The organism is Geodermatophilus bullaregiensis (assembly GCF_016907675.1).
In the GTDB taxonomy this organism is placed as follows: domain Bacteria; phylum Actinomycetota; class Actinomycetes; order Mycobacteriales; family Geodermatophilaceae; genus Geodermatophilus; species Geodermatophilus bullaregiensis.
This window is the reverse complement of the sequence record NZ_JAFBCJ010000001.1, coordinates 2175217-2196457: the sequence shown is the minus strand read 5'-3', so window position 1 is coordinate 2196457 and position 21241 is coordinate 2175217. Positions and strand designations below refer to the sequence as shown.

Here is a 21241-nt window from a genome sequence, read left to right as displayed (position 1 = left end):
ACCGGCCGGCGGCGCGCGGCAGCCCGGGGTCACGACGGGCCGCGCCGGTCCGTGCGTGGCGGGCGCCACCCGGCAGGACCGCGAACCGCCGGTACGCTCGGGAGGTGCCTCGCGGTGACGGACGGCTGACGCACGCCCTCGACCCCTCTGCTCCCGGTCCCCAGGACGCCTGCGGCGTCTTCGGCGTCTGGGCGCCGGGGGAGGAGGTCGCCAAGCTGACCTACTTCGGCCTGTACGCCCTCCAGCACCGCGGGCAGGAGGCAGCGGGCATCGCGGTGTCGGACGGCGCGTCGGTCGTCGTCTACAAGGACCTCGGGCTGGTCAGCCAGGTCTTCGACGAGTCGACGCTGGGCAGCCTGCGCGGGCACCTGGCGGTGGGTCACACCCGCTACTCCACGACTGGCGCCTCCACCTGGGAGAACGCCCAGCCGACGTTCCGCACCACCGACGCCGGCACCGGCCTGGCGCTGTGCCACAACGGCAACCTGGTGAACACCGCCGAGCTGGCCGGCAAGGCCGCCGACGCGGGCGTGCCGGGGGCGTTCGTCGCCACGAACGACTCCGACCTGGTCACCGCGCTGATCGCCGCCCGCCCGGACGTGTCGGTCGAGGCCGCCGCCATGGAGGTGCTCCCGCAGCTGCGCGGCGCCTTCAGCCTCACGTTCATGGACGAGGACACCCTCTACGCCGCCCGCGACCCGCAGGGCGTGCGCCCCCTGGTGCTCGGCCGGCTCGAGCGCGGCTGGGTGGTCGCCAGCGAGACGGCGGCGCTGGACATCGTCGGGGCCTCCGTCGTCCGCGAGGTCGAGCCCGGCGAGCTGCTGGCCATCGACGAGAACGGCCTGCGCAGCCAGCACTTCGCGCCCGCCGAGCCCAAGGGCTGCGTCTTCGAGTACGTCTACCTCGCCCGGCCCGACACCACGATCTCCGGCCGGGGCGTGCACGCCGCCCGCGTCGAGATCGGCCGGCGGCTGGCCGGGGAGCACCCGGTCGAGGCCGACCTGGTCATCCCGGTCCCCGAGTCCGGCACGCCGGCCGCCGTCGGGTACGCCGAGGCCTCCGGCATCCCCTACGGGCTGGGCCTGGTGAAGAACTCCTACGTCGGGCGGACCTTCATCCAGCCCAGCCAGACGATCCGGCAGCTCGGCATCCGGCTCAAGCTCAACCCGCTGCGCGACGTGATCCGCGGCAAGCGGCTGGTCGTCGTCGACGACTCGATCGTGCGCGGCAACACCCAGCGGGCGCTGATCCGGATGCTGCGCGAGGCCGGCGCCGTCGAGGTGCACGTGCGCATCGCCTCGCCGCCGGTGAAGTGGCCCTGCTTCTACGGCATCGACTTCGCCAGCCGCGCCGAGCTCATCGCCAACGGTCTCGACGTCGACGGCGTGCGCGCCTCCATCAACGCCGACTCGCTGGGCTACGTCTCCGAGCAGGGCCTCATCGCCGCCACCGAGCAGCCGGCCAGCCGGCTGTGCACCGCCTGCTTCACCGGCGAGTACCCGATCCCGCTGGGGGAGACCGGCGTGCTCGGCAAGCACGTGCTCGAGGGCATCGGCCGCACGCCGATGCCCCGGATCTCCGACGCCCGCGGCGGCGAGCGCGCGGTCAGCGGCTGGACCGGCCAGCAGGCCGGCAGCCCCGCGGTGCCCGGCGGCGCCGACGACGCGCTGCGCCGTCCGTGAGCCCGTCGCCCGGGAGCGGCTTCACCTACGCGGGGTCCGGCGTCGACATCGACGCCGGTGAGCGCGCGGTCACCCTGATGCGGACGGCGGTCGAGCGGACCCGCCGACCCGAGGTGGTCGGCGGCCTGGGCGGGTTCGCCGGGCTGTTCGCGCTCGACACGGCGCGGTACCGGCGGCCGCTGCTGGCCTCCTCGACCGACGGCGTCGGCACGAAGATCGCCCTCGCCCGGGCGCTGGACCGGCACGACACCGTGGGCATCGACCTCGTCGCCATGGTCGTCGACGACCTGGTGGCCTGCGGCGCCGAGCCGCTGTTCCTGCAGGACTACGTGGCCGTCGGCCGCGTCGTCCCCGAGCGGGTGGCCGCGATCGTCACCGGCATCGCCGCCGGGTGCGAGCAGGCCGGGGCGGCCCTCGTCGGCGGCGAGACCGCCGAGCACGGCGACCTCATGGACCCCGACGAGTACGACCTCGCCGCCACCGCGGTCGGCGTCGTGGAGGCCGACGCGGTCCTCGGCCCGGAGCGGGTCCGCGACGGCGACGTCGTCGTGGCGATGGGCGCCAGCGGCTTCCACTCCAACGGCTACTCACTCGTGCGCCGCGTGGTCGCCGCGGCCGGCCTCGACCTCACCGCCACCCCCGCCGGGCTGGACCGCCCGCTGGGGGACGTGCTGCTCGAGCCGACCCGCGTCTACGCCCTCGACTGCCTCGCGCTGGTCGCGGAGCTCGGGACGGACGGTGTGCACGCCTACGCGCACATCACCGGCGGCGGGCTGGCCGGCAACACCGCGCGCGTGGTCCCCGACGGGCTCGGGGCGGTCCTCGACCGCGGTACCTGGGCGCTGCCGGCCGCCGTGCGGCTGCTCGAGGAGCACGGCGTGCCGCGCGGGGAGTCCGAGCGGGCGTTCAACTGCGGGGTCGGCATGGTCGCCGTCGTCGCCGCGGACGCCGCCGACCGGGCGGTGCAGCTGCTCGCCGGGCGCGGGGTGCCGGCCTGGCCGGCCGGCCGGGTCACCCGTGGGGGGACCGGCGCGCGCCTGGTCGGCACCTACCGCTGACGCCCCGGCACCGGCCGCGCCGCACCGAGCGCCCGGTGCCGGGCGCGATTCGCACCGCCGTCCCGGGTGGGACGGCGGCGCGCCGTGCTCAGGAGGACGGGGGCGGCCAGCCGCCGACGATCAGCGACTGGCCGCCCAGTCGTCGTCGGCGTCGTCGTCCGCCCATCGATCGGCGTACTCGTCGTCGTCCTCGTCGTCCTTGGCCGCCGGAGCGGTGTAGGGAGACGGAGTGGACCCCGCCAGCTCGCGCTGGAGCGCGGAGAGGTCGGTGTTCGGTGAGCTGTACTTGAGCTCACGGGCCACGCGTGTCTGCTTGGCCTTCGCTCGGCCGCGCCCCATCGGCTCGACCCCCTCATAACGGAGAACGGGAGCCCAGCTCACGGGCTGGACGGCCCGCGTGGCGACCCCGACTGAAGTGACTGTGTCTGGACCGAGCTTACGACACCGATGGAACGGGGGCACGGGTCCTCCCCCTGCCGTCCCCCGACCGTGGCCGCGCTCACGTGCCGGACCCCCTGACGCGGGGCTCCGGCCGGGCTCAGCGGGGCAGGCGGATGGTGGCCAGCCGCCCCACCGAGGCGATGCGCTGCTCGGCCAGCCGGTCGGCGGCCACGGCGGGGGAGACGTCCTGGGCCGCGGCCGCCTCGAACACCCGCAGCGCGGTGTCGTAGATGCGCGCGGCCCCGGCCTCGGCGCGCGGGAAGGAGAAGCCGTGCCGCTCGTCCTCCACCTGGATCACGCCGCCGGCGTTCACCAGGTAGTCGGGGGCGTAGAGGATCCCGCGCCGGGTCAGCTCGTCGGGGATGCCGTCGTGGGCGAGCTGGTTGTTGGCCCCGCCGCAGACGACCTCGGCCTGCAGGACCGCGACGGTGTCGTCGTCGAGGGCACCGCCGAGCGCGCAGGGCGCGTAGACGTCGGCGGGGGTGCGCACCAGCGCGGTGGTGTCGTCGACGGCGTCGACGCCGGGGTGGCGGGCCAGCACCCGCTCCACGGCGGCGGTGTCGACGTCGGTGACCACGACGTCGGCGCCGTCGGAGACCAGCCGGTCGACCAGCCAGGAGCCGACCTTGCCGACCCCGGCGACGGCCACCGTCCGCCCGGCCAGCGTCGGCGCGCCCCAGCGGTGCTGTGCGGCCGCCCGCATGCCCTGGAAGACGCCGAAGGCGGTGAGCACCGAGGAGTCCCCGCACCCGCCGTGCACCTCGGAGCGGCCGTGGGCGAAGCGGGTCTCGCGGGCGACGACGTCGAGGTCGGCGTTGTACGTGCCGACGTCGCAGGCGGTCAGGTACCGGCCGCCCAGCGCCTCGACGAACCGGCCGTAGGCCCGCAGCAGCGCCTCGGTCTTGTCGGTGCGCGGGTCCCCGATGACGACGGCCTTGCCGCCGCCGAGGTCGAGCCCGGCGAGGCTGTTCTTGTAGGTCATGGCCCGGGCCAGCCGGAGGGCGTCGGCGACCGCCTCGTCCTCGCTGGCGTAGGGGTGGAAGCGGGTGCCCCCGAGCGCCGGCCCCAGCGCCGTCGAGTGGACGGCGATGACCGCCCGCAGGCCCGACGCGGGGTCGGAGCAGAAGACGACCTGTTCAGCACCGGATCCGAAGACGTCCACGGCTCCCGAGCCTAGATGCGGCTCCGGCGGTCCCCGCGGGATCCGGGAACTGATCCGTCCCGAGGCCTCAAGGTCCCCCCTCCGGGTGACGACAACAGGAGGGACGGATGTGGAGGACGGCGTCCCGTGGTCACCCGGTGGCACCCGTGCCGCGTGTTGTCCGCGTGACGGAACGCCACCGGTGCGACGCTGCTCCGGCCTCCGCGCCACCCCTCTTCCCCAGGGAGCGATCGATGTTGCAGTGCCGTCCCGGCCGGCGCCCGTCCGGCCCTGCCGTGGGAGCCCGTGGCGGCCGGGGCGTGCGGAGCGCCCTCGTCGGCCTGCTCACCGGCGCGGTCCTGCTGGGCGCCGCGGGCCCCGCGCTCGCCGTCCCCTCACCGCCGCCCAACCCCACCGACGGGCAGATCGCCGACGCCGCGGCCGCGCAGGAGGCCGCCGCCGCGGAGGTCGGCCGGCTGGCCGCCGAGGTGGCCGCCGCGGAGAGCGAGCTCGAGCGCCTCGCCGTCCACGCCGAGGCCGCCGGCACCGCCTACCTGGCCGCCGAGGAGGCCCTCGGGCTGGCGCAGGCGGCCGCCGACCAGGCCGCCGCGGACCTCGAGGTGGCCACCGGCGCCGTCGACGCCGCCCTCGGCCGCATCGCCGGCTTCGCCCGCGACAGCTACGTCAACGGCACCACCCTCACCACCGCCGCCGCGCTGCTGGACTCCGCCGGACCCGGCGAGCTGGTGCAGCGCGCCGCAATGCTCGAGTACGTCGGCGACGTCCAGGTCGACGTGCTCGACGAGCTGGAGATCGCCCGCGTGCAGCAGGCCAACGCCGAGTCCGCCGCCCGGGTGACCCGCGACGAGAGGGCCGCCGCCGAGGACGCCGCGGCCGCCGCCAAGGACGCCGCCGAGGCGCAGGTCGCCGCGCAGCAGGGCGCCGTCGAGGCGGCCTCCGCGCGCAAGGCCGACCTCGACGGGCAGCTGCAGGCCGCGCAGATCCAGCTGCTGGAGCTGCAGGGCGCCCGCGACGCCTACCAGGAGTGGCAGCGGCAGAAGGCCGCCGAGGAGGCCGCCGCGGCCGAGGCCGCCGCCCGCGCCGCCGAGGAGGCCGCCGCGGCCGCCGCCGCCGCCCGTGCCGCCGCCACCGCGGCCGCCTCGTCCGGCTCGTCGTCCGGCTCGTCCGGCTCGTCGTCGTCCGGCTCGTCGTCGGGCTCGTCGACCGGCGCCGCGGCGGTCAGCGGCGCCAACTACGTCAAGCCCACCTCCGGGCGGACGTCGAGCTGCTACGGCTTCCGCTGGGGCGCCCTGCACGGCGGCGTCGACATCGCCGCCCCGATCGGGACGCCGATCTACGCGGCCACGTCCGGCACCGTCGTGCGCACCGGCCCGGCCACCGGCTTCGGCGTGGCCGTCTACATCCGCGGCACCGACGGCGCGGTCACCGTCTACGGCCACGTCAACGCCGAGTACGTCCGCACCGGCGAGCGCGTCCTCGCCGGCGAGCTCATCGCCGAGGTCGGCAACCGCGGCCAGTCCACCGGCCCGCACCTGCACTTCGAGGTCCACCCGTCCGGCGCGATGCACGGCGGCCAGGTCGACCCCGTGCCGTGGCTGCGCGCCCGCGGCGTCAGCATCAGCGGCTGCTGATCGACGGGCCCCGTCCCTCCCGGGACGGGGCCCGCCGTCGCCCACGGCCTCCCGGCGGGGAGGTCCCCCGTCAGGAGGTGGGAGCCGCGGTCCCGCAGTTGGCCTGGCCGAACTGCTGGACGGCGGTGCCGTCCGGGCCGCCCGCGACCGTGACGAACTCCTGCGCCGCGGTCTGCAGCTGCTGCTGGCCCTCGGGGGTGCTGGCGTCCACCGAGTTGGCGGTGTCGGCGAAGGACTGGACGGCGTCGCCGACGACCTGCCAGTTGCCGGCGATCTCCGCCGGCGGCTGGACGGCGTCGAACGCGGCGGCCGCCTGCTGCAGCAGGCCGGGCAGCTGCTCCGGGGTGGCCGCGGTCAGCTGGTTGCCCAGCTCGTCGAACTCCGCCGACTGGGCGCAGAACTGGGCGATGGCGGGGTCGTCGCCGGCGGCCGAGGAGCTGGTGGCGCCGGTGGACGACGCCGCGCTGGAGCTGGTCTCGGCGCTGGTGACCTCCGCGGACTCCTCGGCGTTGTCGGTCCCCTCGCCCCCGCCGCCGCAGGAGCCGGCGGTGAGCAGCAGGGCGCCGGCCGCGGCGACCAGCACGGGACGGGACCTGGACCAGAGCGAGCGCATGGGCCGAGGCTAACCGCGGGGCGCGCCGGACGCGCCCGCGGCCGATAGCGTGCCGGGCGTGCACGCCCCGGCCGATCCGCGCACCTCCTGGGCCCTCCCCGCGCCCGGCGCGCTGCCCCGGACGGCGGCGCTCGAGCCGCTGGTGACGCGGGTGCTGGCCCCCAACCCGTCGGGGATGACGCTCGACGGCACCAACACCTACCTCGTCGGCGACCCGGGCAGCGGTCAGGCGGTCGTCGTCGACCCCGGTCCCGACGACCCCGCCCACCTGGCCGCGGTCGAGGAGGCGCTGGCCGCCCGCGACGCGCGCTGCGTGGCCGTCCTCGTCACCCACCACCACGGCGACCACGCCGAGGCCGCGCAGCCCTGGGGCGCCCGCTTCGGCGCGCCGGTGGCCGCCGCCGACGCGTCCGTCGCCGGGCCGCGGGGCCGGGTGCTCGAGCCCGGCGAGCGGCTGCGCCTGGCCGGGACCACGCTCGGCGTCGTCCCCACGCCCGGGCACACCGCCGACCACCTGGCCTTCCGGCTGGACTCGGGGGCGGTGCTGGTCGGCGACCACGTCCTGGGCCGGGGCACCTCCGTGGTCACCCACCCCGAGGGCGACGTCGTCGCCTACCTGGAGTCGCTGCGCCGGGTGCTCGACCTCGGTCCCAGCGCGCTGTACTGCGGCCACGGGCCGGAGCTGACCGAGGACCCCACCGCGGTCCTCGACTACTACCTGGCGCACCGCGCGTTCCGCGAGGCGCAGCTGCTGTCCGCGCTGGTGCGGGGCGCGGGCACGGTCGACGCGCTCGTGGCCGACGTCTACGCCGCGGTGCCGCGGTCGCTGTGGCCGGCCGCCGCGCAGTCCACCCGCGCCACGCTGGCCAAGCTCGCCGTCGAGGGGCACGTCGCGGTGGACGGCGACCGGGTGTCGCTGCCGTGAGCGTGCCCGTCGTGCGCGCCGCCGACAGCGAGCGCGACCAGCGGCGGGCGGCGGCAGCGCTGCGGGCGGCCGGACTGCGGTCCGGCGACCGGCTGCTGGTCTCCGCGGCGTCCTCGCCGGCGCTGCTGGCCGTCGTCCTCGGCGCCCTGCGCACCGGCGTCGTCCCCGTCGTGCTGGACCCGGCGCTCCCGGCTCCCGAGCGGGCCGCGCTCGCGGCCGACGCCGACCCCGCCCTCGACGTCGGCACCGACCCCGCCCGGCTGCTGACCGGCAGCGGGCAGGCCGAGCTCGCCGACGTGCCCCTGGCCCGGCCGATGCACTACACGTCGGGGACCACCGGCCGGCGCAAGGGCGTCTGGTCCGGCGTGCTCGACCCGGACGACGCCCGCGCGCTGGCCGCCGAGGAGATCGACCTCTGGGACCTCGGCCCGGCCGACCGGCACCTCGTCCTCTCGCCGCTGCACCACTCGGCGCCGCTGCGCTTCGCCGTCCACACGCTGCTGGCCGGTGGGGAGGTGCTGCTGCCCGGACCGTTCGACGCCGCCCGGGCCGCCGGGGTGATCGGTACGGCGCGGCCGACGACGACCTTCTGCGTGCCCACGCACCTGCAGCGGCTGATCGGGCACGGCAGCGTCGACTGGTCCTCCTTCCGGCGGCTGGTGCACGCCGGCGCGCCGTGCCCGGAGCCCCTCAAGCGGGCGGTGCTCGCGGCGCTGCCGGAGGGCAGCGTGTGGGAGTTCTACGGCTCCACCGAGGCGCAGTTCACCGTCTGCCCGCCGGAGCACTGGCTGGCGCACCCCGGCAGCGTCGGCCGTGCGCGCCCCGGCCGGCGGCTGGAGACCGACGAGGGCGGCCAGCTGTGGTGCGCCGTCCCGCGGTGGGCCCGCGTCGAGTACTGGCGCGCGCCGGAGAAGACCGCGGCCGCCTGGCGCGGCGACCGGGTCACCGTCGGCGACCTCGGCCGGGTCGACGAGGACGGCACGGTCTGGCTCGACGGCCGCCGTGAGGACCTGGTGATCTCCGGCGGGGTCAACGTCTACCCGGCCGAGGTCGAGGCGGTCCTCGACGCGCACCCGGACGTGGTGGAGAGCGCCGTGGTCGGCGTCCCCGACGACGAGTGGGGGCAGCGGGTGGTGGCCGCCTACGTGGGCACCGCGGACCCGGCCGCGCTCGCCGACTGGGCGCGCGAGCGGCTGTCGGCGGCCAAGCGGCCCAAGAGCCTGCACCCGGTGGCGGAGCTGCCGCGGACCTCCACCGGCAAGGTGCGCCGGCTGGACCTGCCGGGGGCGCTGGGGCTGTGACCGCCGGCTGGGACGTCGTCGTCGTGGGCGCCGGTTCCTCCGGTTGCGCGCTCGCGGCGCGCCTGGCCGACGCCGGACGCCGGGTGCTGCTGCTCGAGGCCGGCGCCGACCACGCCCGGCCCGGCGACTTCCCACCCGACCTGCGCGACGCGGCCACGCTCGGGGCCACGGTCCCGGGGCACCCGGCCAACCGGTCGCTCAGCAGCGAGCTCACGCCCGGCAGCCGGGCGCCGCTGCCTCGCGGGCGCGGGGTCGGCGGGTCGAGCGCGGTCAACGGCGGGTACTTCGTCCGCGCGACCCCGGCCGACCACGCCGGCTGGGCCGCGGCCGGCAACGACCTCTGGAGCCTCGCCGCCAGCCTCCCGGCCTGGTGCCGGCTCGAGGCCGACCGGCAGTACGGCGACCGGCCCGGGCACGGTGGCGACGGCCCGCTGCCGGTCAGCCGCCCGACCGCGGGCTCCCCGCTGACCGACGCCCTCGCCGCGGCGGCGGCCGAGCTCGGCGTCCCGGAGGAGCCGGACAAGAACGCCGGCGGGCCGCCCGGCTGGGGGCCGGTGCCGTTCACCGTGCGCGACGGCGTCCGGGTCAACACGGCGATGGCCTACCTCTCACCGCGCCGCGGCGCGGCCGGGCTGACCGTCCGCGGCGGGGTGGACGTGCGGCGGGTGCTCGTCGAGGGCGGGCGGGCGGTGGGCGTGGACACCGACGCCGGGCCGGTGCGCGCCGCCGAGGTGGTGCTCGCCGCCGGCGCGGCCGGCTCCCCGCACCTGCTGCTGCTCTCCGGCGTCGGCCCCGCGGCCCACCTGCGCGCGCACGGGATCGACGTCGTCGTCGACGCCCCCGGCGTGGGCGCCGGCCTGTCCGACCACCCGCTGGTCTACCTGCCCTGGACGCCGCTCGCGGGGCTGCCCGAGGGTGACTGGCCGCTGCCGCTGCACAGCGTGCTCAACACCACGTCGGAGGACTCGCCGGTGCCCGGCGACCTCGAGGTGCTGCCGTGGCTGCGGCCGTGGGCGCGCGTGGTCCCGGGCGGCGGAGGGGACGGCACGACGCTCTCGCTGGCCGCGGGCCTCTACCGCGAGGAGAGCCGGGGCCGGCTCGCGCTGGCCTCCGCCGACCCCGCCGCCGCCCCGCGGATCGCGCACGGCTACCTGGCGACGGCGGCCGACCGGCGCCGGCTGCGCGAGGCCGTGCGGCTGGCCGCGGCGCTGCTGCGCACCCGCGCGCTCGCCCCGCTGGTCGCCCACTGCGGCGACCCCGCCGACGACGTCCTCGCCGACGACCGGGCGCTCGACGCCTGGGTCGCCGGGAGCCTGGCGACCGCCCAGCACCTCGCCGGCAGCGCCCGGATGGGGCCCGACGGCGACCCCGGTGCCGTCGTCGACCAGCACCTCCGGGTCCGTGGCGTCGCGGGGCTGCGGGTCGCCGACCTCTCCGTGCTGCCCGAGGTGCCCACGCGCGGGCCGGCGGCGACGGCGGTGCTGGTGGGGGAGCGGGCCGCGGAGCTGATGACCGGCGGCTGACCCCCTCGTGGTGCGGGTCACAGCTCGGTTAACGTCGGCCTCCCGTGTTGCAGCCCTTCGAGGAGGACCCGCCCGTGCCGCAGGTGCAGACCGTCCGAGGCCCCGTCGACACCGCGGAGCTCGGCCAGACGCTCATGCACGAGCACGTCTTCGTGCTCACCGCCGACGTCCAGCTGAACCACCCGGAGGAGTGGGGGAGCGAGGACGACCGCGTGGCCGACGCGGTGCAGAAGCTGAGGAAGCTGGCCGCGACCGGCGTCCGGACGATCGTCGACCCGACCGTGATCGGCCTGGGCCGCTACGTCCCGCGGATCCAGCGGATCGCCGAGCAGGTCGACCTCAACATCGTCGTGGCCACCGGCTGCTACACCTACGACGACGTCCCCTTCTTCTTCCACCACCGCGGTCCGGCGCTCAACGCGGCGGTGGGCGCCGAGGTGCCCGACCCGATGGTCGACATGTTCGTCGGCGACATCGAGGACGGCATCGCGGGCACCGGCGTCCGCGCCGCCTTCCTCAAGTGCGCCATCGACCAGCAGGGGCTGACCGCCGGCGTCGAGCGGGTCATGCGCGCCGTGGCCGGGGCGCACCGCGCGACCGGCGTCCCGATCACCGTGCACACCCACCCGGGCAGCCACACCGGCCTGGAGGTGCAGAAGGTGCTCGGCGACGAGGGCGTCGACCCGCAGCGCGTGGTGCTCGGGCACAGCGGGGACACCACCGACGTCGACCACCTGTCCGAGCTGGCCGAGGCCGGGTTCGTCCTCGGCATGGACCGCTTCGGGATCAACCTGGAGACGACGTTCGAGGCCCGCGCCGACACCGTCGTGGAGATGTGCCGCCGCGGCCACGCCGGCAGCATGGTGCTCTCGCAGGACGCCTCCTGCTACATCGACTGGCTGGCGCCCGGCGTCATGGACCTGCTGCCCCAGTGGCACTACACGCACGTCCACGAGGACGTGCTGCCCTACCTGCGCGAGCACGGGGTGACCGACGAGCAGATCACCACCATGCTGGTGGACAACCCGCGCCGGTGCTTCGAGAACGTCGGCAGGTACTGATGGCCCTGCACCCCTTCGACGAGAGCGGCGTCGAGCGCGACGCCGCCGGCGTCAAGCACTACACCGACCTGCCCGACTCGGTGGTCGCGATGCTGCGGACGTCGGTGGAGCGCGACCCCCGCGGCGAGGCGGTGGTGGAGGTCGACGGGCCGCGCCTGACCTTCCGTGAGCTGGAGGACGGCGCCGCCCGGGTCGCCGGCGGGCTGCGCGCGGCCGGCGTGGGGCGGGGTGACCGGGTGGCGATCCGGCTGGGCAACGGCGTGGACTGGGTGCTCGGGTTCTTCGGCACGCTGATGGCCGGCGGCGTCGCGGTGCCGGTGAACACCCGCTTCACCGAGGCCGAGGCCCGCTACGTCGTGGAGGACAGCGGCGCGCGGGTGGTGCTGGGACCCGGCTCCGCGCTGCCGGACGGCGACCCGCACGTGGAGGAGGGCCTGCGCCGGTCGGACCTCGCGGCGATCTTCTACACCTCGGGGACCACGGGCTTCCCCAAGGGCGCGATGACCAGCCACGAGAACTTCCTGAGCAACACCGAGACCGCCCGCCGGGTGGTGGGCCTGTCGGGGCACGACCCGTCGCTGCGCAACCTGGTCAGCGTGCCGCTGTTCCACGTCACCGGCTGCAACAGCCAGCTGCTGGTGGCGCTGCAGGGGGGTGCCGCGGCGGTGGTCATGCCGGCGTTCGAGGTGGGCCGCTTCCTGCGGGTGGTCCCGGAGGAGCGGGTCGCCGTCGTCACGTCGGTGCCGGCGGTGTTCTGGCTGGCGATCAGTCAGGCCGGCTTCGCCGACGTCGACGTCAGCGGGGTGCGCTTCGCCACCTACGGCGGCGCGCCGATCGCCCCGGACCTGGTGCAGCGGATCAAGGCGGCGTTCCCCGCGGCCCGGGTGGGCAACGGCTTCGGGCTGACGGAGACCTCGTCGATCTCCACGTTCCTCCCGCACGAGTACGCCGACACGCACGCGGACTCGGTCGGCTTCCCGGCGCCCGTCGTCGACCTGCAGGTGGCCGACCCCGACCCGGAGACCGGCGTGGGGGAGCTGCTCGTCCGCGGCGCGAACGTCGTGCAGGGGTACTGGGACAAGCCCGAGGCGACGGCGCAGACCTTCGTCGACGGGTGGCTGCACACCGGCGACCTGGCGCGCATCGACGACGAGGGCTTCACCTACGTCGTCGACCGGGCCAAGGACATGATCAACCGCGGCGGCGAGAACGTGTACTGCGTCGAGGTGGAGAACGTCCTCGCGGCGGCGCCGGGCGTCTTCGAGGTCGCGGTGGTCGGCGTCCCCGACACGGTGATGGGGGAGAAGGTGGGTGCCGTCCTCGTGCCGCTGCCGGGCACCGAGCTCGACGTCGAGGCCGTCCTCGACCACGCCCGCGCGCACCTGGCCGACTTCAAGGTGCCGCAGTTCGTGTCGGTGCGGCCGGCGGTCCTGCCGCGCAACCCCGGCGGCAAGGTGCTCAAACCGGTGCTGCGCCAGGAGACGGAGTGGGGCCGGCCCCTGCGCTGAGCACCGCACCGGCCGGTCCGGGCTGTCCCGGCGGCGCGCTGTCCGCAGCCGCCGGGACGCCGGGTCAGGGGGCGGTCACTGGACCGCGCGCATCTCCTCGGTGGTGCCGCTCAGCGGCGCCCACGCGTCGGGGTGCGGCCGGCCGGCGTCGGCGACCCAGCCGGCGGGCCGGCCGGGAGCGGGGCGGGTCGCGGGCCGGGCGCTCAGGGTGACGATCAGGGCGAGCAGCAGGAGGAGTCCGACGAGGACACCGCCGATGACCAGGAGCGTCGTGAGCACGTACCGACCGTAGGCAGCGGACCGGTCCGGACCACAGGGCGAAAGGCGACGGACATCGGCGCCGACACGGGCAGGTGTCGCCCGTGGACGGCACGCGCCGGTCGTGTCGCTCCGTGATCGACCGACTGCGGATCGCTCCGTCCGGCGTCGTAGACGCCACCTGACGGACTCCGGTGGAGCGGCCGGCGTCCGGGTAGGGCCCCTCGCGGTGCCCCGGTGGTCGGTGCGCCGGGAGGGGGACACCGTGCAGGACCTGGCGAGGCTGGCCGGCCGGCTCGCGGCGGTGCCGCTGGGCACCCTCGCCCGGTGGCGGGACGGCAAGCCCATGCACCCCCGGGGCGTGGTTCTCGACGCCGTCCTCGAGCGGACCGGGGGGCCGCGGGACTGGGGCGTGCGCTGGCTGGCCGAGCCCGCCCGCGAGCCGGCCGTCGTGCGGCTCTCCCGCGGCGCGGGGCTGCCCGCGCCGCTCCCCGACCTGCTGGGCCTCGCCGTCCGCCTGCCCGACGGCGACCGGCCGGTCGACCTGCTGCTGTCGACCGGCGGGACCGGCCGCCGGACCCGGTACGTCCCGGTGCCGCGGGTCGACGCCGCGGCGACCTACTCCTCGTTCATGGGCTACCGGTCGACGGCGGGGACGCTGCGGCTGGTCGCCGTCCCGGACGGGCCCCGGGGCGTGCGGTCGGACCCCGGCCCGGTCGCCGACGCGGTCTCCGGGCGCGGTCTGGCGTTCCGGCTGCTGGTCGCCCGCGGGGGAGGGGACTGGGTGCCCTTCGCCCGGCTCGTGCTCACCGCCCCGGTGGCCGAGCCCGACCCGGACCTGCGCTTCGACGCCGTCCGCAACCCGCCGCCGGGCCTGCTCGCCGACGGGCCGATGGCCCGCTTCCGCGCGCCGGCCTACGCCGCGGCGCGGGAGGGCCGCAGCGGTACGGGACGCGCCTGACCCGTCCCCATCGAGTGGCGTGGGCCACTCGGGAGGGGTGCAGACGGTTGTGCGCCACCGGGCCCGGGTATCGAGACTCACAGAGTTCATCGAGGAGCACCGCCCTGCCGTCGCGTGCTCGACCGCAGGAGGAGTGCACGTCCGCGTGGTCCACGCCCTGACCTCGTCCGCGTCCCACGCGCGGATCCGCATCGCCACGGTGCCGCACGGCGACGCCTACGTCGACGCCGTGCTGCCCGGCACCGCGGTGCCCGTGGGGTCGCGGCACGGTACGAGCCCGTGGCTCGACCCGGCCTACCTGACGGCCCGTGCCGGCTCGGTCGACGTCGTGCACGTGCACACCGGCTACGGCCACCTGCCCGAGGACGAGGTGGTCAGCTGGACCGAGGCGGTGCGGCGCACCGGCGTGCCGCTGGTGGTCACCGTGCACCAGTTGCGCGACCCCGACCAGCCGGTCCGCCACCGCCACGACGCCCACCTCGCCGCCCTGCTCGCCACGGCCGAGGTCGTCTTCACCCTGACGCCGGGCGCCGCCGACGAGATCGCCGACCGCTTCGGGCGGACCGCGATCGTGGTGGCCCACCCCTCGCTCACCGCGCCCGACCCGGACACCGGCGCCGAGCGGGGGCTGGTCGGCCTGGCGCTGGGGACCGCACGGGCGGCGCTGCCCGACCCGGCGGCCCTCCTGCGGGCCGCGCTCTCCGGCGCGGTCTCGGGCGGGGGGCGGCTGCGGGTGTTCGTCGAGCCGGGCCGGATGCTGCCGGCCGACCCGGACCTCGCGATCGCCGAGGGCCTCGAGGTGGTGACCCGTGACCCGGCGCGCTGGGCGCAACAGCTGCAGGAGCTGCACGTCGCCGTCCTGCCGGAGCGCTGCGGCACCCACTCGCGCGACCTGGAGATCTGCCGGGACGTGGGCACCCGCGTGGTGGCGCCCAGCTGCGGCTGGTTCGCCGACCAGTGGTCGGAGGTCGTCGTCTACGGCAACGACGAGGAGCACGGCTTCGACGCGGTGTCCCTGGGTGCCGCGGTGGGCGCGGCGCTGACCCGGCCGATGCCGCGGCCGGCCGACCGCGCGTGGCGGGCCGAGCAGCAGGCGGCGGTGCGGGCGGTGCACGAGCAGGTCTACGAGCAGGTGCTGGCCGACCGCTCCGTCGGCGTCTGACCCACCCGTCCCGGCCGCCGTGGACGGCCCCGACGCCCGGCCGTCGCGGACGGCCCCGACGCCCTGCCGTCGTGGACGGCGTCGACCACCCACAGGCCGGGGAGGACCTCGCGCTCGCCGACCTCGCGGAAGCCCGTCGAGGCGTAGAGCCGGCGGGCGGGGGTGTTGTGCCGGCCGGTGGAGACGGTGACCGGCTGGCCGGCGGCCTCGGCCAGCACGGCGGCGACCAGCGCCCGGCCGGTGCCGCGGCGGGCGTGCGCCGGGTCGACGACGAGCCGGTCGACGTCGACGGCCGCCGTTCCCGGTCGCCAGCCCAGCGCGCCGACGACCGCGTCGTCGTCCTGCGCCACCAGCCAGCGCAGGCCGGCGCCCAGGAGTGCGGGGAGGTCCTCGTGCAGGGCGGGGATCCGGTCGTCGCCGATCAGCCGCGCCTCGACGGCGTATGCGGCGTGCTGGAGCTGCAGCAGGCGGGGAGCGAGGACCTCGTCGTCGGCGGGGTCGTGGTGCCGGATCAGCACCGGGCACCGTCCGCGGGGAGAGAGTGTGGGCAGGGGCGGGGTCGAACCGCCGACCTCTCGCTTTTCAGGCGAGCGCTCGTACCGACTGAGCTACCTGCCCCTCCCGGTGCCGGGCACCGGGTGAGCGACCCTGACGGGACTCGAACCCGCGACCTCCGCCGTGACAGGGCGGCGCGCTAACCAACTGCGCTACAGGGCCTTGCTGTGTCGTGCCGTGGTGCGTGCCCCCAACGGGGTTCGAACCCGTGCTACCGCCTTGAAAGGGCGGCGTCCTGGACCGCTAGACGATGGGGGCTCGTGTTCGCCGGGGGCAGCGAGAACTCTACATGCCCCCGGCAGCCGCTCCGACACCACCCCGCGGTCGGGGCGTCGGGGTCGCCGGAGTGGGACGGACCCCGGCGCGGCGGTCCCGCGACACGAACCCCACGGTGCCGCCCGGCGGGCGCCACGGCTGCGACGCTCGCCGCGTGACCCGACGCGCCCTCCTCCCTGCCGGCACCCTCCTCGTCACGGCGGTCCTGCTCGCCGGGTGTGCCGGGCAGGGCGCGCAGACCGCGTCCGCGGCGGGCAGCGCGTCGTCGTCCGCCGCCGAGGAGAGCACCGCGGCGACCGGCGGCAGCGCGGCCACCAGCCCGGTCGGCGACGACAGCGACGGCGACAGCAACAGCGACGGGGACAGCGACGGCGACGGCGACGGTGACGACGGGGGCGGCGGCGCCCCGGCGTTCTCCGCCGACATCCAGCCCGACACCGCAGAGGCCTCGTCCGACGCCCGCGTCACGGTGACCGACATCCGCACCGGCCGGCACGACGGCTTCGACCGGGTGGTGTTCGAGGTCGACGGCACCGGGACGCCCGGGTGGGACGTCCGCTACGTCGACACGGCCTGGTCCCAGGGCAGCGGCGAGCCGGTCGACGTCGCCGGGGACGCCGTCCTGCAGGTGACGGTCACGGGCGCCGGCTACCCGTACGACACCGGCGTCGAGGAGTACGCCGGACCCGACCCCTTGCCGGGACAGGGCACGGCCACGGTCACCGAGGTCGCCTTCGACGCGACCTTCGAGGGGACGACGGTCGCCTTCGTCGGCACCCGCGCGCAGGCGCCGTTCCGCGTCTACCCGCTCGAGGACCCGTCGCGGATCGTCGTCGAGGTCGCCGACCCCGACTGAGGGCCCCTGCAGGGGGCCCTCAGTTGAGCGTGGCGGTGAGCTCGACCGCGTCGTCGGTGACCCTGGTGCACTCCAGCGCCAGCGGCCCGGCGGTGACGCTCTCGCCCTGCCCGCAGGACACGCTCGCCCCGCCGACGCTGATGTCGGCGCGGCCGTCCTGCACGCTGCCGAGGGTCACCGTGGTGCCCAGGACCTCGACCTCCGAGCCCGCGCCGTCGAGCGTGATCGTGCACGACGACGTCGTGCAGGAGAAGTCGTTCGAGGTGAACGAGCAGCCGGTCAGCGGCACGAGGGCGAGCCCCCCGGCGAGCAGGCCGGCGGCCAGGCGAGCGGTGCGCGTCGTCGGGACCATGCCGGCGAGCGTAGGACGGCGCGGTCAGTCCGTCGGGGAGGCCGGTGTCCCGCCGTCCCCCGAGTCGGCGTCCCCCGGGGTGGCGTCCTGCGGGACGACGGTGCGCACGATGGTGGCCTCGGTCTCGCCCAGCCCGCCCAGCGTGATGTCGTCGTAGGCGACCAGCGCGCCGGTGGCCGGGTCGAGGTACAGCACGGTGCACGTCAGCGGCTCGGGGTACTCGCCCTGCAGGGCGCGCAGGCCGGCGCCACCGGTGGAGCCCTGCACCATGAGCAGCGTCCCGTCGTCGAGCGTCTCGACCTCCCGCTCGTGCGTGTGCCCGGCCAGCACCAGCGGGACGACGCCGTCCAGCGGGGGCGCCTGCTCCGGGTCGTGCACCATCGCGATCGCCGGCGGCTCGGGCAGCTCGCCGGCGACCTCCGCGAGGTCCTCGCCGGTCTGCGCCAGCGGCTCGGCGTCCCCGGTGGCGTCCTGGTCGGGCGTGAAGCGCGGGTCCGGCGTCCCGACGACCGTGATGCCGGCGACCGTCGTCGCGGAGTCGTCGAGCACCGTCGCGTTCGGCTGGGCGGCCACCAGCGCGGCGGTGACGGCGGAGTCGTGGTTGCCGCGGACGAAGACGTACGGGACGCCGAGCGCGCCGACCGAGCCGATCAGCTGGTTCTCCGGCTCGCTGCCCCAGTCGGTGATGTCGCCGGTGTCGAGCACGCCGTCGACGGCGAACTGGTCGACCACCTGGGCCACCAGGTCGAAACCGGCCGGGTTGAGGTGCAGGTCGGAGACGTGCAGCAGGGCGACGGTGTCGGCGTCGCCGGCCGGCTGGGGCAGCGCCGAGAGCGCCGCGTAGAGCGTCCCGACGTTGCCGACCAGGTCCTCCAGCGAGGCCCGGTAGGCGTCGAAGCGGGCGACGATGTCGCGGGCGTCGCCGATCAGGCTCGTCGCGTTGACCAGCAGCCCGGTGTAGGTCGGCTGCGAGAGCGCCTCGGGGCGCCAGGTGGCGGCGCCGAGCCCGGCCGTGCCGGCCAGCAGGACGACGGAGGCCCCGGCGGCCACCAGGGGCTCGCGCCAGCGCCGGAAGGCCACCAGCGAGATCAGGACGGCGCCGCCGATCCCGGCCGCCCCCGTCCGCCAGGCCAGCCGGACGACGGCGTCCTGCAGGTCCTCGCTCACCCGGTCGACCAGGCCGTCGAGCCGCGCGGGGTCGGCGACCAGCGCCTGGATCCGCGCCTCGTCGACGCGGCGCAGCTGGACGTCGAGGCCGAGGGGGCCGTCGTAGGCGTCGACGGCGAGCGCCCCCAGCGGCGGCACCTCCACCGTGGCGCCGCCGCCGGTGGGCGTGAAGGCGAGCGTGGCGTCGAACGGGCCGATAGGCGCCTCGACGCGGCCGAGCAACAGGACGCCGACGACCGCCCCGGCCACCGCGACGGCCAGCCGGAACAGCCATCGGCCGGCCGCCCGGGACCGCGGCGACCGGTGGCCGGCGACCGGGGTCGGCGTCGGCTCGTCCACCCCGCCGAGGCTAGCGGCGGGGTGCAGCACGGCACGTCCTACCGCACCGCAGCGCGTCCTCCCCGGCCGCCGACGGTCAGGGAGGACGCGCCGGGATCAGGTCACCTGATCGTCGCGGAGCCGGCCCGCGGCTCAGGCGACGAGCTTCGCCGTCACCTCGGCCAGGCGGCGGCCCTGGTAGCGGGCGGCGGCCAGCTCGGCCTCGCTCGCGGTGGCCGACTTGCCGCCCGAGGCGTTGGAGACGCCGTAGGGGTTGCCGCCGGCCTCGAACAGCAGCGGGTCGGTGTAGCCGGGCGGCACGATGACGGCGCCGAAGTGCGAGAAGACGTTGAAGAAGGTCAGGATCGTCGACTCGTTGCCGCCGTGGGCGTTCTGCGCGCTGGTGAAGGCGGTGGCGCCCTTGTCGGCCAGCTTCCCGGTGGCCCACAGCCCGCCGAGGGTGTCGATGAACTGCTTCATCTGCGCGGCGGGGGTGCCGAAGCGGGTCGGGCTGCCGAGGGCGTACCCGTCGGCCCACTCCATGTCGGCCGGAGTGGCCTCCGGGACCTCGCCCGCGGTGGTGTCGACGTGCGCCCGCCACAGCGGGTTGGAGTCGATGGCCTCGTCGGGGGCCAGCTCGCGCACCCGGCGCAGGCGCACCTCGGCACCGGCCTCCTCGGCGCCCTGGGCGACGGCGGCGGCCAGCTGGTGGACGTTGCCGGTGGAGGAGTAGTAGACGACGGCGATCCTGGTCATGGCTTCCTCGGCTCTCTCGTGCAGACGGTCGGGCAGGTGGTTGTGCCCTCAACCAACAGCACGCGAGCCGGCCGGTGTTCCCGGACGTCGCACGGGAGGGGGAGGCCGGTCAGGCGGGGTGCGGGCGGAACACCCAGCGCAGGGCCAGGAACCGCAGGGTGCCGATCGTGGCCGTGACGGCGGCGATCAGCAGGATCTCGGTGAGGACGGCGGGCTCGTGGACGACCTCGTTGACCCAGCGGAGCGCCAGGCTGGTGGCGACCATGCCCGCGACGCAGAGCGCGCCGCCCTCCCACTGCGCCGCGAACCAGCCGACCCGCTCGCCGGCACGGAAGGTCAGCCGACGGTGCAGCTCGTTGGCCAGCACCGAGGACAGTGCGGCACCGATCAGGTTGGCCGGGACCTCGCCCAGCCCGCGCAGCAGGACGAACAGCAGGGCGTAGACCGCGCTGGAGAGCCCGCCGACGAGCACGAACCGGGTGAACTGCCCGAGGCCCCTGTCCGACCGCACCAGGGCCGCGACCTCACCCGCGAGGTCGGCGACCGCCACGGGGCGGTGCAGCGACGGGCAGGTCACGACTTCTCCTCGGGGGTGCACAGTGTCTTTCTCGACCTTGCCACTGACAGTTACCTGTGGACCAACGCATTACTCGCTGGGAAACGTCCCGGTGGTGTGGGGTCGCCCACGAGTGGGGTGCCGTGACGGTCGGCGACGACTCCGGGCCCGCCGTCGTCCGCCCGGCATCGTCGGGCCGCCGCGGGGGTAGGGGCCCGCGCATGAGCCTGATGGGGATCCTCGACCGACTCGCGGACGTGAGCAGCTTCGACAAGGCCATCGAGCCGGCCCGCAAGGCGGTGCAGGCGGTCCTCAAGCCGGGCGCGGTCAAGGACGCGCTGCACGGCACCTGGCTGGGCCACCCGCTGCACCCGGTGCTCGTGCAGGTCCCCGTCGGCAGCTGGGCCTCGGCCGGCCTGCTCGACGCCATCCCGCCGCTGCGACCGGCCGCCACGGTGCTCATCGGCACCGGTGTCGCCGTCTCGGTGCCCGCCGCCATGGCCGGGGCCGCCGACTGGTCGGAACAGGAGATCGGCGTGCGCCGGCTCGGCGCGCTGCACGCGGTGTCCAACGTGGCCGCGCTCGGGCTCTACGTCGGCTCGCTGGTCGCCCGGGCGAAGGGGCGCGGGACGCTCGGCCGCGTCCTGTCCTACGCCGGGCTGGGCATCGCGACCGGCTCGGCCGCGATCGGCGGGCACATGTCCTACGCGCAGTCCTCGGGTGCCTCGCACGCAGCCACGGCGGCACGGTCGCTGACCACCGACTGGATCGACCTCGGCCCGCTCGACGACCTGCCCGAGGGCCGGCCGGCGCTGCGCACCGGCAAGGGCAGCGGGGTGGCCGCCCCGCTGGCCGCGGTCCGCCGGGGCGCGCGGGTCGACGTCTTCGTCGGGGCCTGCTCGCACCTGGCCGGGCCGCTGTACGAGGGCAGCGTCGAGGAGGTGCGCGGCCACTCCTGCCTGGTCTGCCCGTGGCACGACTCGGCCTTCGACCTGGAGAACGGCGAGCCGCGGCGCGGCCCGGCGGCCAACCCGCAGGAGAAGCTCGAGGTGCGCATGGAGGCCGGGCGCGTGATGGCGCGGCTGCCCGGCCGGCACCAGTAGGGGCACTCGCCGCCTA

General features: G+C 76.4%; 21 protein-coding genes and 3 tRNA genes. 12 read left to right on the top strand and 12 right to left on the bottom strand.

Going from position 1 to position 21241, the window contains the following annotated elements:
- Positions 1–104 precede the first annotated feature (104 nt).
- Positions 105–1682 carry an amidophosphoribosyltransferase gene (purF, locus tag JOD57_RS10355; protein ID WP_204691954.1) on the top strand — a complete coding sequence of 526 codons (1578 nt, stop codon included), beginning with the start codon at positions 105–107 and terminating at the stop codon, positions 1680–1682.
- The gene (purM, locus tag JOD57_RS10350; protein WP_204691953.1) at positions 1679–2740 is read left to right on the top strand and encodes a phosphoribosylformylglycinamidine cyclo-ligase; all 1062 of its coding nucleotides are present in this window, start codon (positions 1679–1681) and stop codon (positions 2738–2740) included. The genes purF and purM overlap by 4 nt, the downstream gene beginning before the upstream one ends.
- Before the next feature lie 120 nt (positions 2741–2860).
- Here purM and JOD57_RS10345 read toward each other — a convergent pair whose 3' ends face one another.
- Positions 2861–3079, bottom strand: a complete 219-nt coding sequence (locus JOD57_RS10345; RefSeq protein WP_204691952.1) for a DUF3073 domain-containing protein — start codon at positions 3077–3079, stop codon at positions 2861–2863.
- 199 nt (positions 3080–3278) lie between these two features.
- On the bottom strand, positions 3279–4343 hold the full coding sequence (locus JOD57_RS26810; RefSeq protein ID WP_204691951.1) for a Glu/Leu/Phe/Val family dehydrogenase: 1065 nt from the start codon (positions 4341–4343) through the stop codon (positions 3279–3281).
- 299 nt (positions 4344–4642) lie between these two features.
- Between JOD57_RS26810 and JOD57_RS10335 the strand changes: the two genes are divergently transcribed.
- Entirely contained in the window at positions 4643–5974 is a 1332-nt protein-coding gene (locus tag JOD57_RS10335) for a peptidoglycan DD-metalloendopeptidase family protein (protein ID WP_307824595.1), read from the top strand.
- 70 nt (positions 5975–6044) lie between these two features.
- Here JOD57_RS10335 and JOD57_RS10330 read toward each other — a convergent pair whose 3' ends face one another.
- Positions 6045–6587, bottom strand: a complete 543-nt coding sequence (locus JOD57_RS10330) for a hypothetical protein (RefSeq protein ID WP_204691949.1) — start codon at positions 6585–6587, stop codon at positions 6045–6047.
- Between the two features lie 58 nt (positions 6588–6645).
- On the opposite strand from JOD57_RS10330, the gene JOD57_RS10325 reads away from it, so the two are divergent.
- From JOD57_RS10325 to JOD57_RS10305, 5 genes are read left to right on the top strand one after another with little or no spacing between them, the layout of a single operon-like run.
- The gene (locus tag JOD57_RS10325; protein WP_204691948.1) at positions 6646–7512 is read left to right on the top strand and encodes an MBL fold metallo-hydrolase; all 867 of its coding nucleotides are present in this window, start codon (positions 6646–6648) and stop codon (positions 7510–7512) included.
- Positions 7509–8813, top strand: coding sequence for a class I adenylate-forming enzyme family protein (locus JOD57_RS10320; RefSeq protein ID WP_204691947.1), 1305 nt, complete (start codon positions 7509–7511; stop codon positions 8811–8813). Before JOD57_RS10325 ends, JOD57_RS10320 begins: the two co-directional genes overlap by 4 nt.
- Positions 8810–10336: a mycofactocin dehydrogenase MftG gene (gene mftG, locus JOD57_RS10315; protein ID WP_204691946.1), complete on the top strand. Its 1527-nt coding sequence runs from the start codon at positions 8810–8812 to the stop codon at positions 10334–10336. The genes JOD57_RS10320 and mftG overlap by 4 nt, the downstream gene beginning before the upstream one ends.
- A 44-nt stretch (positions 10337–10380) precedes the next feature.
- On the top strand, positions 10381–11397 hold the full coding sequence (locus JOD57_RS10310; protein ID WP_307824594.1) for a phosphotriesterase family protein: 1017 nt from the start codon (positions 10381–10383) through the stop codon (positions 11395–11397).
- Entirely contained in the window at positions 11397–12905 is a 1509-nt protein-coding gene (locus JOD57_RS10305) for a class I adenylate-forming enzyme family protein (protein ID WP_204691945.1), read from the top strand. The genes JOD57_RS10310 and JOD57_RS10305 overlap by 1 nt, the downstream gene beginning before the upstream one ends.
- Positions 12906–12980: 75 nt before the next feature.
- Here JOD57_RS10305 and JOD57_RS10300 read toward each other — a convergent pair whose 3' ends face one another.
- A complete protein-coding gene (locus tag JOD57_RS10300) occupies positions 12981–13184 on the bottom strand; it encodes a hypothetical protein (protein ID WP_204691944.1) in 204 nt (67 codons plus the stop codon).
- A gap of 244 nt (positions 13185–13428) precedes the next feature.
- Here JOD57_RS10300 and JOD57_RS10295 point away from each other — a divergent pair, with 244 nt between their 5' ends.
- On the top strand, positions 13429–14124 hold the full coding sequence (locus JOD57_RS10295) for a phosphodiesterase (RefSeq protein ID WP_204691943.1): 696 nt from the start codon (positions 13429–13431) through the stop codon (positions 14122–14124).
- Positions 14125–14269: 145 nt separating this feature from the next.
- Positions 14270–15286, top strand: a complete 1017-nt coding sequence (locus JOD57_RS10290) for a glycosyltransferase family protein (protein ID WP_307824593.1) — start codon at positions 14270–14272, stop codon at positions 15284–15286.
- Here the strand turns inward: JOD57_RS10290 and JOD57_RS10285 are convergent.
- From JOD57_RS10285 to JOD57_RS10270, 4 genes are all read right to left on the bottom strand, one after another.
- Positions 15247–15804 (bottom strand): GNAT family N-acetyltransferase, encoded by a 558-nt coding sequence (locus tag JOD57_RS10285; protein ID WP_204691942.1) that lies wholly within the window; start codon positions 15802–15804, stop codon positions 15247–15249. The genes JOD57_RS10290 and JOD57_RS10285 overlap by 40 nt on opposite strands.
- A 26-nt stretch (positions 15805–15830) precedes the next feature.
- Positions 15831–15904: transfer RNA gene (locus JOD57_RS10280), tRNA-Phe, on the bottom strand.
- A gap of 25 nt (positions 15905–15929) precedes the next feature.
- A tRNA-Asp gene (locus JOD57_RS10275) sits at positions 15930–16003 on the bottom strand.
- 23 nt (positions 16004–16026) lie between these two features.
- Positions 16027–16099: transfer RNA gene (locus tag JOD57_RS10270), tRNA-Glu, on the bottom strand.
- Positions 16100–16271: 172 nt separating this feature from the next.
- Here JOD57_RS10270 and JOD57_RS10265 point away from each other — a divergent pair.
- Positions 16272–16973 (top strand): AMIN-like domain-containing (lipo)protein, encoded by a 702-nt coding sequence (locus JOD57_RS10265; RefSeq protein WP_204691941.1) that lies wholly within the window; start codon positions 16272–16274, stop codon positions 16971–16973.
- 19 nt (positions 16974–16992) lie between these two features.
- Here the strand turns inward: JOD57_RS10265 and JOD57_RS10260 are convergent, their stop codons facing one another.
- From JOD57_RS10260 to JOD57_RS10245, 4 genes are all read right to left on the bottom strand, one after another.
- Positions 16993–17325: a hypothetical protein gene (locus JOD57_RS10260; protein ID WP_204691940.1), complete on the bottom strand. Its 333-nt coding sequence runs from the start codon at positions 17323–17325 to the stop codon at positions 16993–16995.
- A gap of 24 nt (positions 17326–17349) precedes the next feature.
- A complete protein-coding gene (locus tag JOD57_RS10255) occupies positions 17350–18831 on the bottom strand; it encodes a metallophosphoesterase (protein ID WP_204691939.1) in 1482 nt (493 codons plus the stop codon).
- 132 nt (positions 18832–18963) lie between these two features.
- Positions 18964–19566 carry an NAD(P)H:quinone oxidoreductase gene (gene wrbA, locus JOD57_RS10250; RefSeq protein WP_204691938.1) on the bottom strand — a complete coding sequence of 201 codons (603 nt, stop codon included), beginning with the start codon at positions 19564–19566 and terminating at the stop codon, positions 18964–18966.
- A gap of 109 nt (positions 19567–19675) precedes the next feature.
- Positions 19676–20143 (bottom strand): GtrA family protein, encoded by a 468-nt coding sequence (locus JOD57_RS10245; RefSeq protein ID WP_307824592.1) that lies wholly within the window; start codon positions 20141–20143, stop codon positions 19676–19678.
- A 200-nt stretch (positions 20144–20343) separates the two neighbouring features.
- On the opposite strand from JOD57_RS10245, the gene JOD57_RS10240 reads away from it, so the two are divergent.
- Positions 20344–21225, top strand: a complete 882-nt coding sequence (locus JOD57_RS10240) for a Rieske (2Fe-2S) protein (RefSeq protein WP_204691937.1) — start codon at positions 20344–20346, stop codon at positions 21223–21225.
- Positions 21226–21241: the final 16 nt, after the last annotated feature.

What these genes read in the sequence shown, in the direction of transcription:
- JOD57_RS10345 (WP_204691952.1), bottom strand. Translation starts at nt 3,079, where the DNA reads ATGGGGCGCGGCCGAGCGAAGGCCAAGCAGACACGCGTGGCCCGTGAG.
- JOD57_RS10330 (WP_204691949.1), bottom strand. Translation starts at nt 6,587, where the DNA reads ATGCGCTCGCTCTGGTCCAGGTCCCGTCCCGTGCTGGTCGCCGCGGCC.
- JOD57_RS10305 (WP_204691945.1), top strand. Translation starts at nt 11,397, where the DNA reads ATGGCCCTGCACCCCTTCGACGAGAGCGGCGTCGAGCGCGACGCCGCC.
- JOD57_RS10260 (WP_204691940.1), bottom strand. Translation starts at nt 17,325, where the DNA reads ATGGTCCCGACGACGCGCACCGCTCGCCTGGCCGCCGGCCTGCTCGCC.
- wrbA (WP_204691938.1), bottom strand. Translation starts at nt 19,566, where the DNA reads ATGACCAGGATCGCCGTCGTCTACTACTCCTCCACCGGCAACGTCCAC.
- JOD57_RS10240 (WP_204691937.1), top strand. Translation starts at nt 20,344, where the DNA reads ATGAGCCTGATGGGGATCCTCGACCGACTCGCGGACGTGAGCAGCTTC.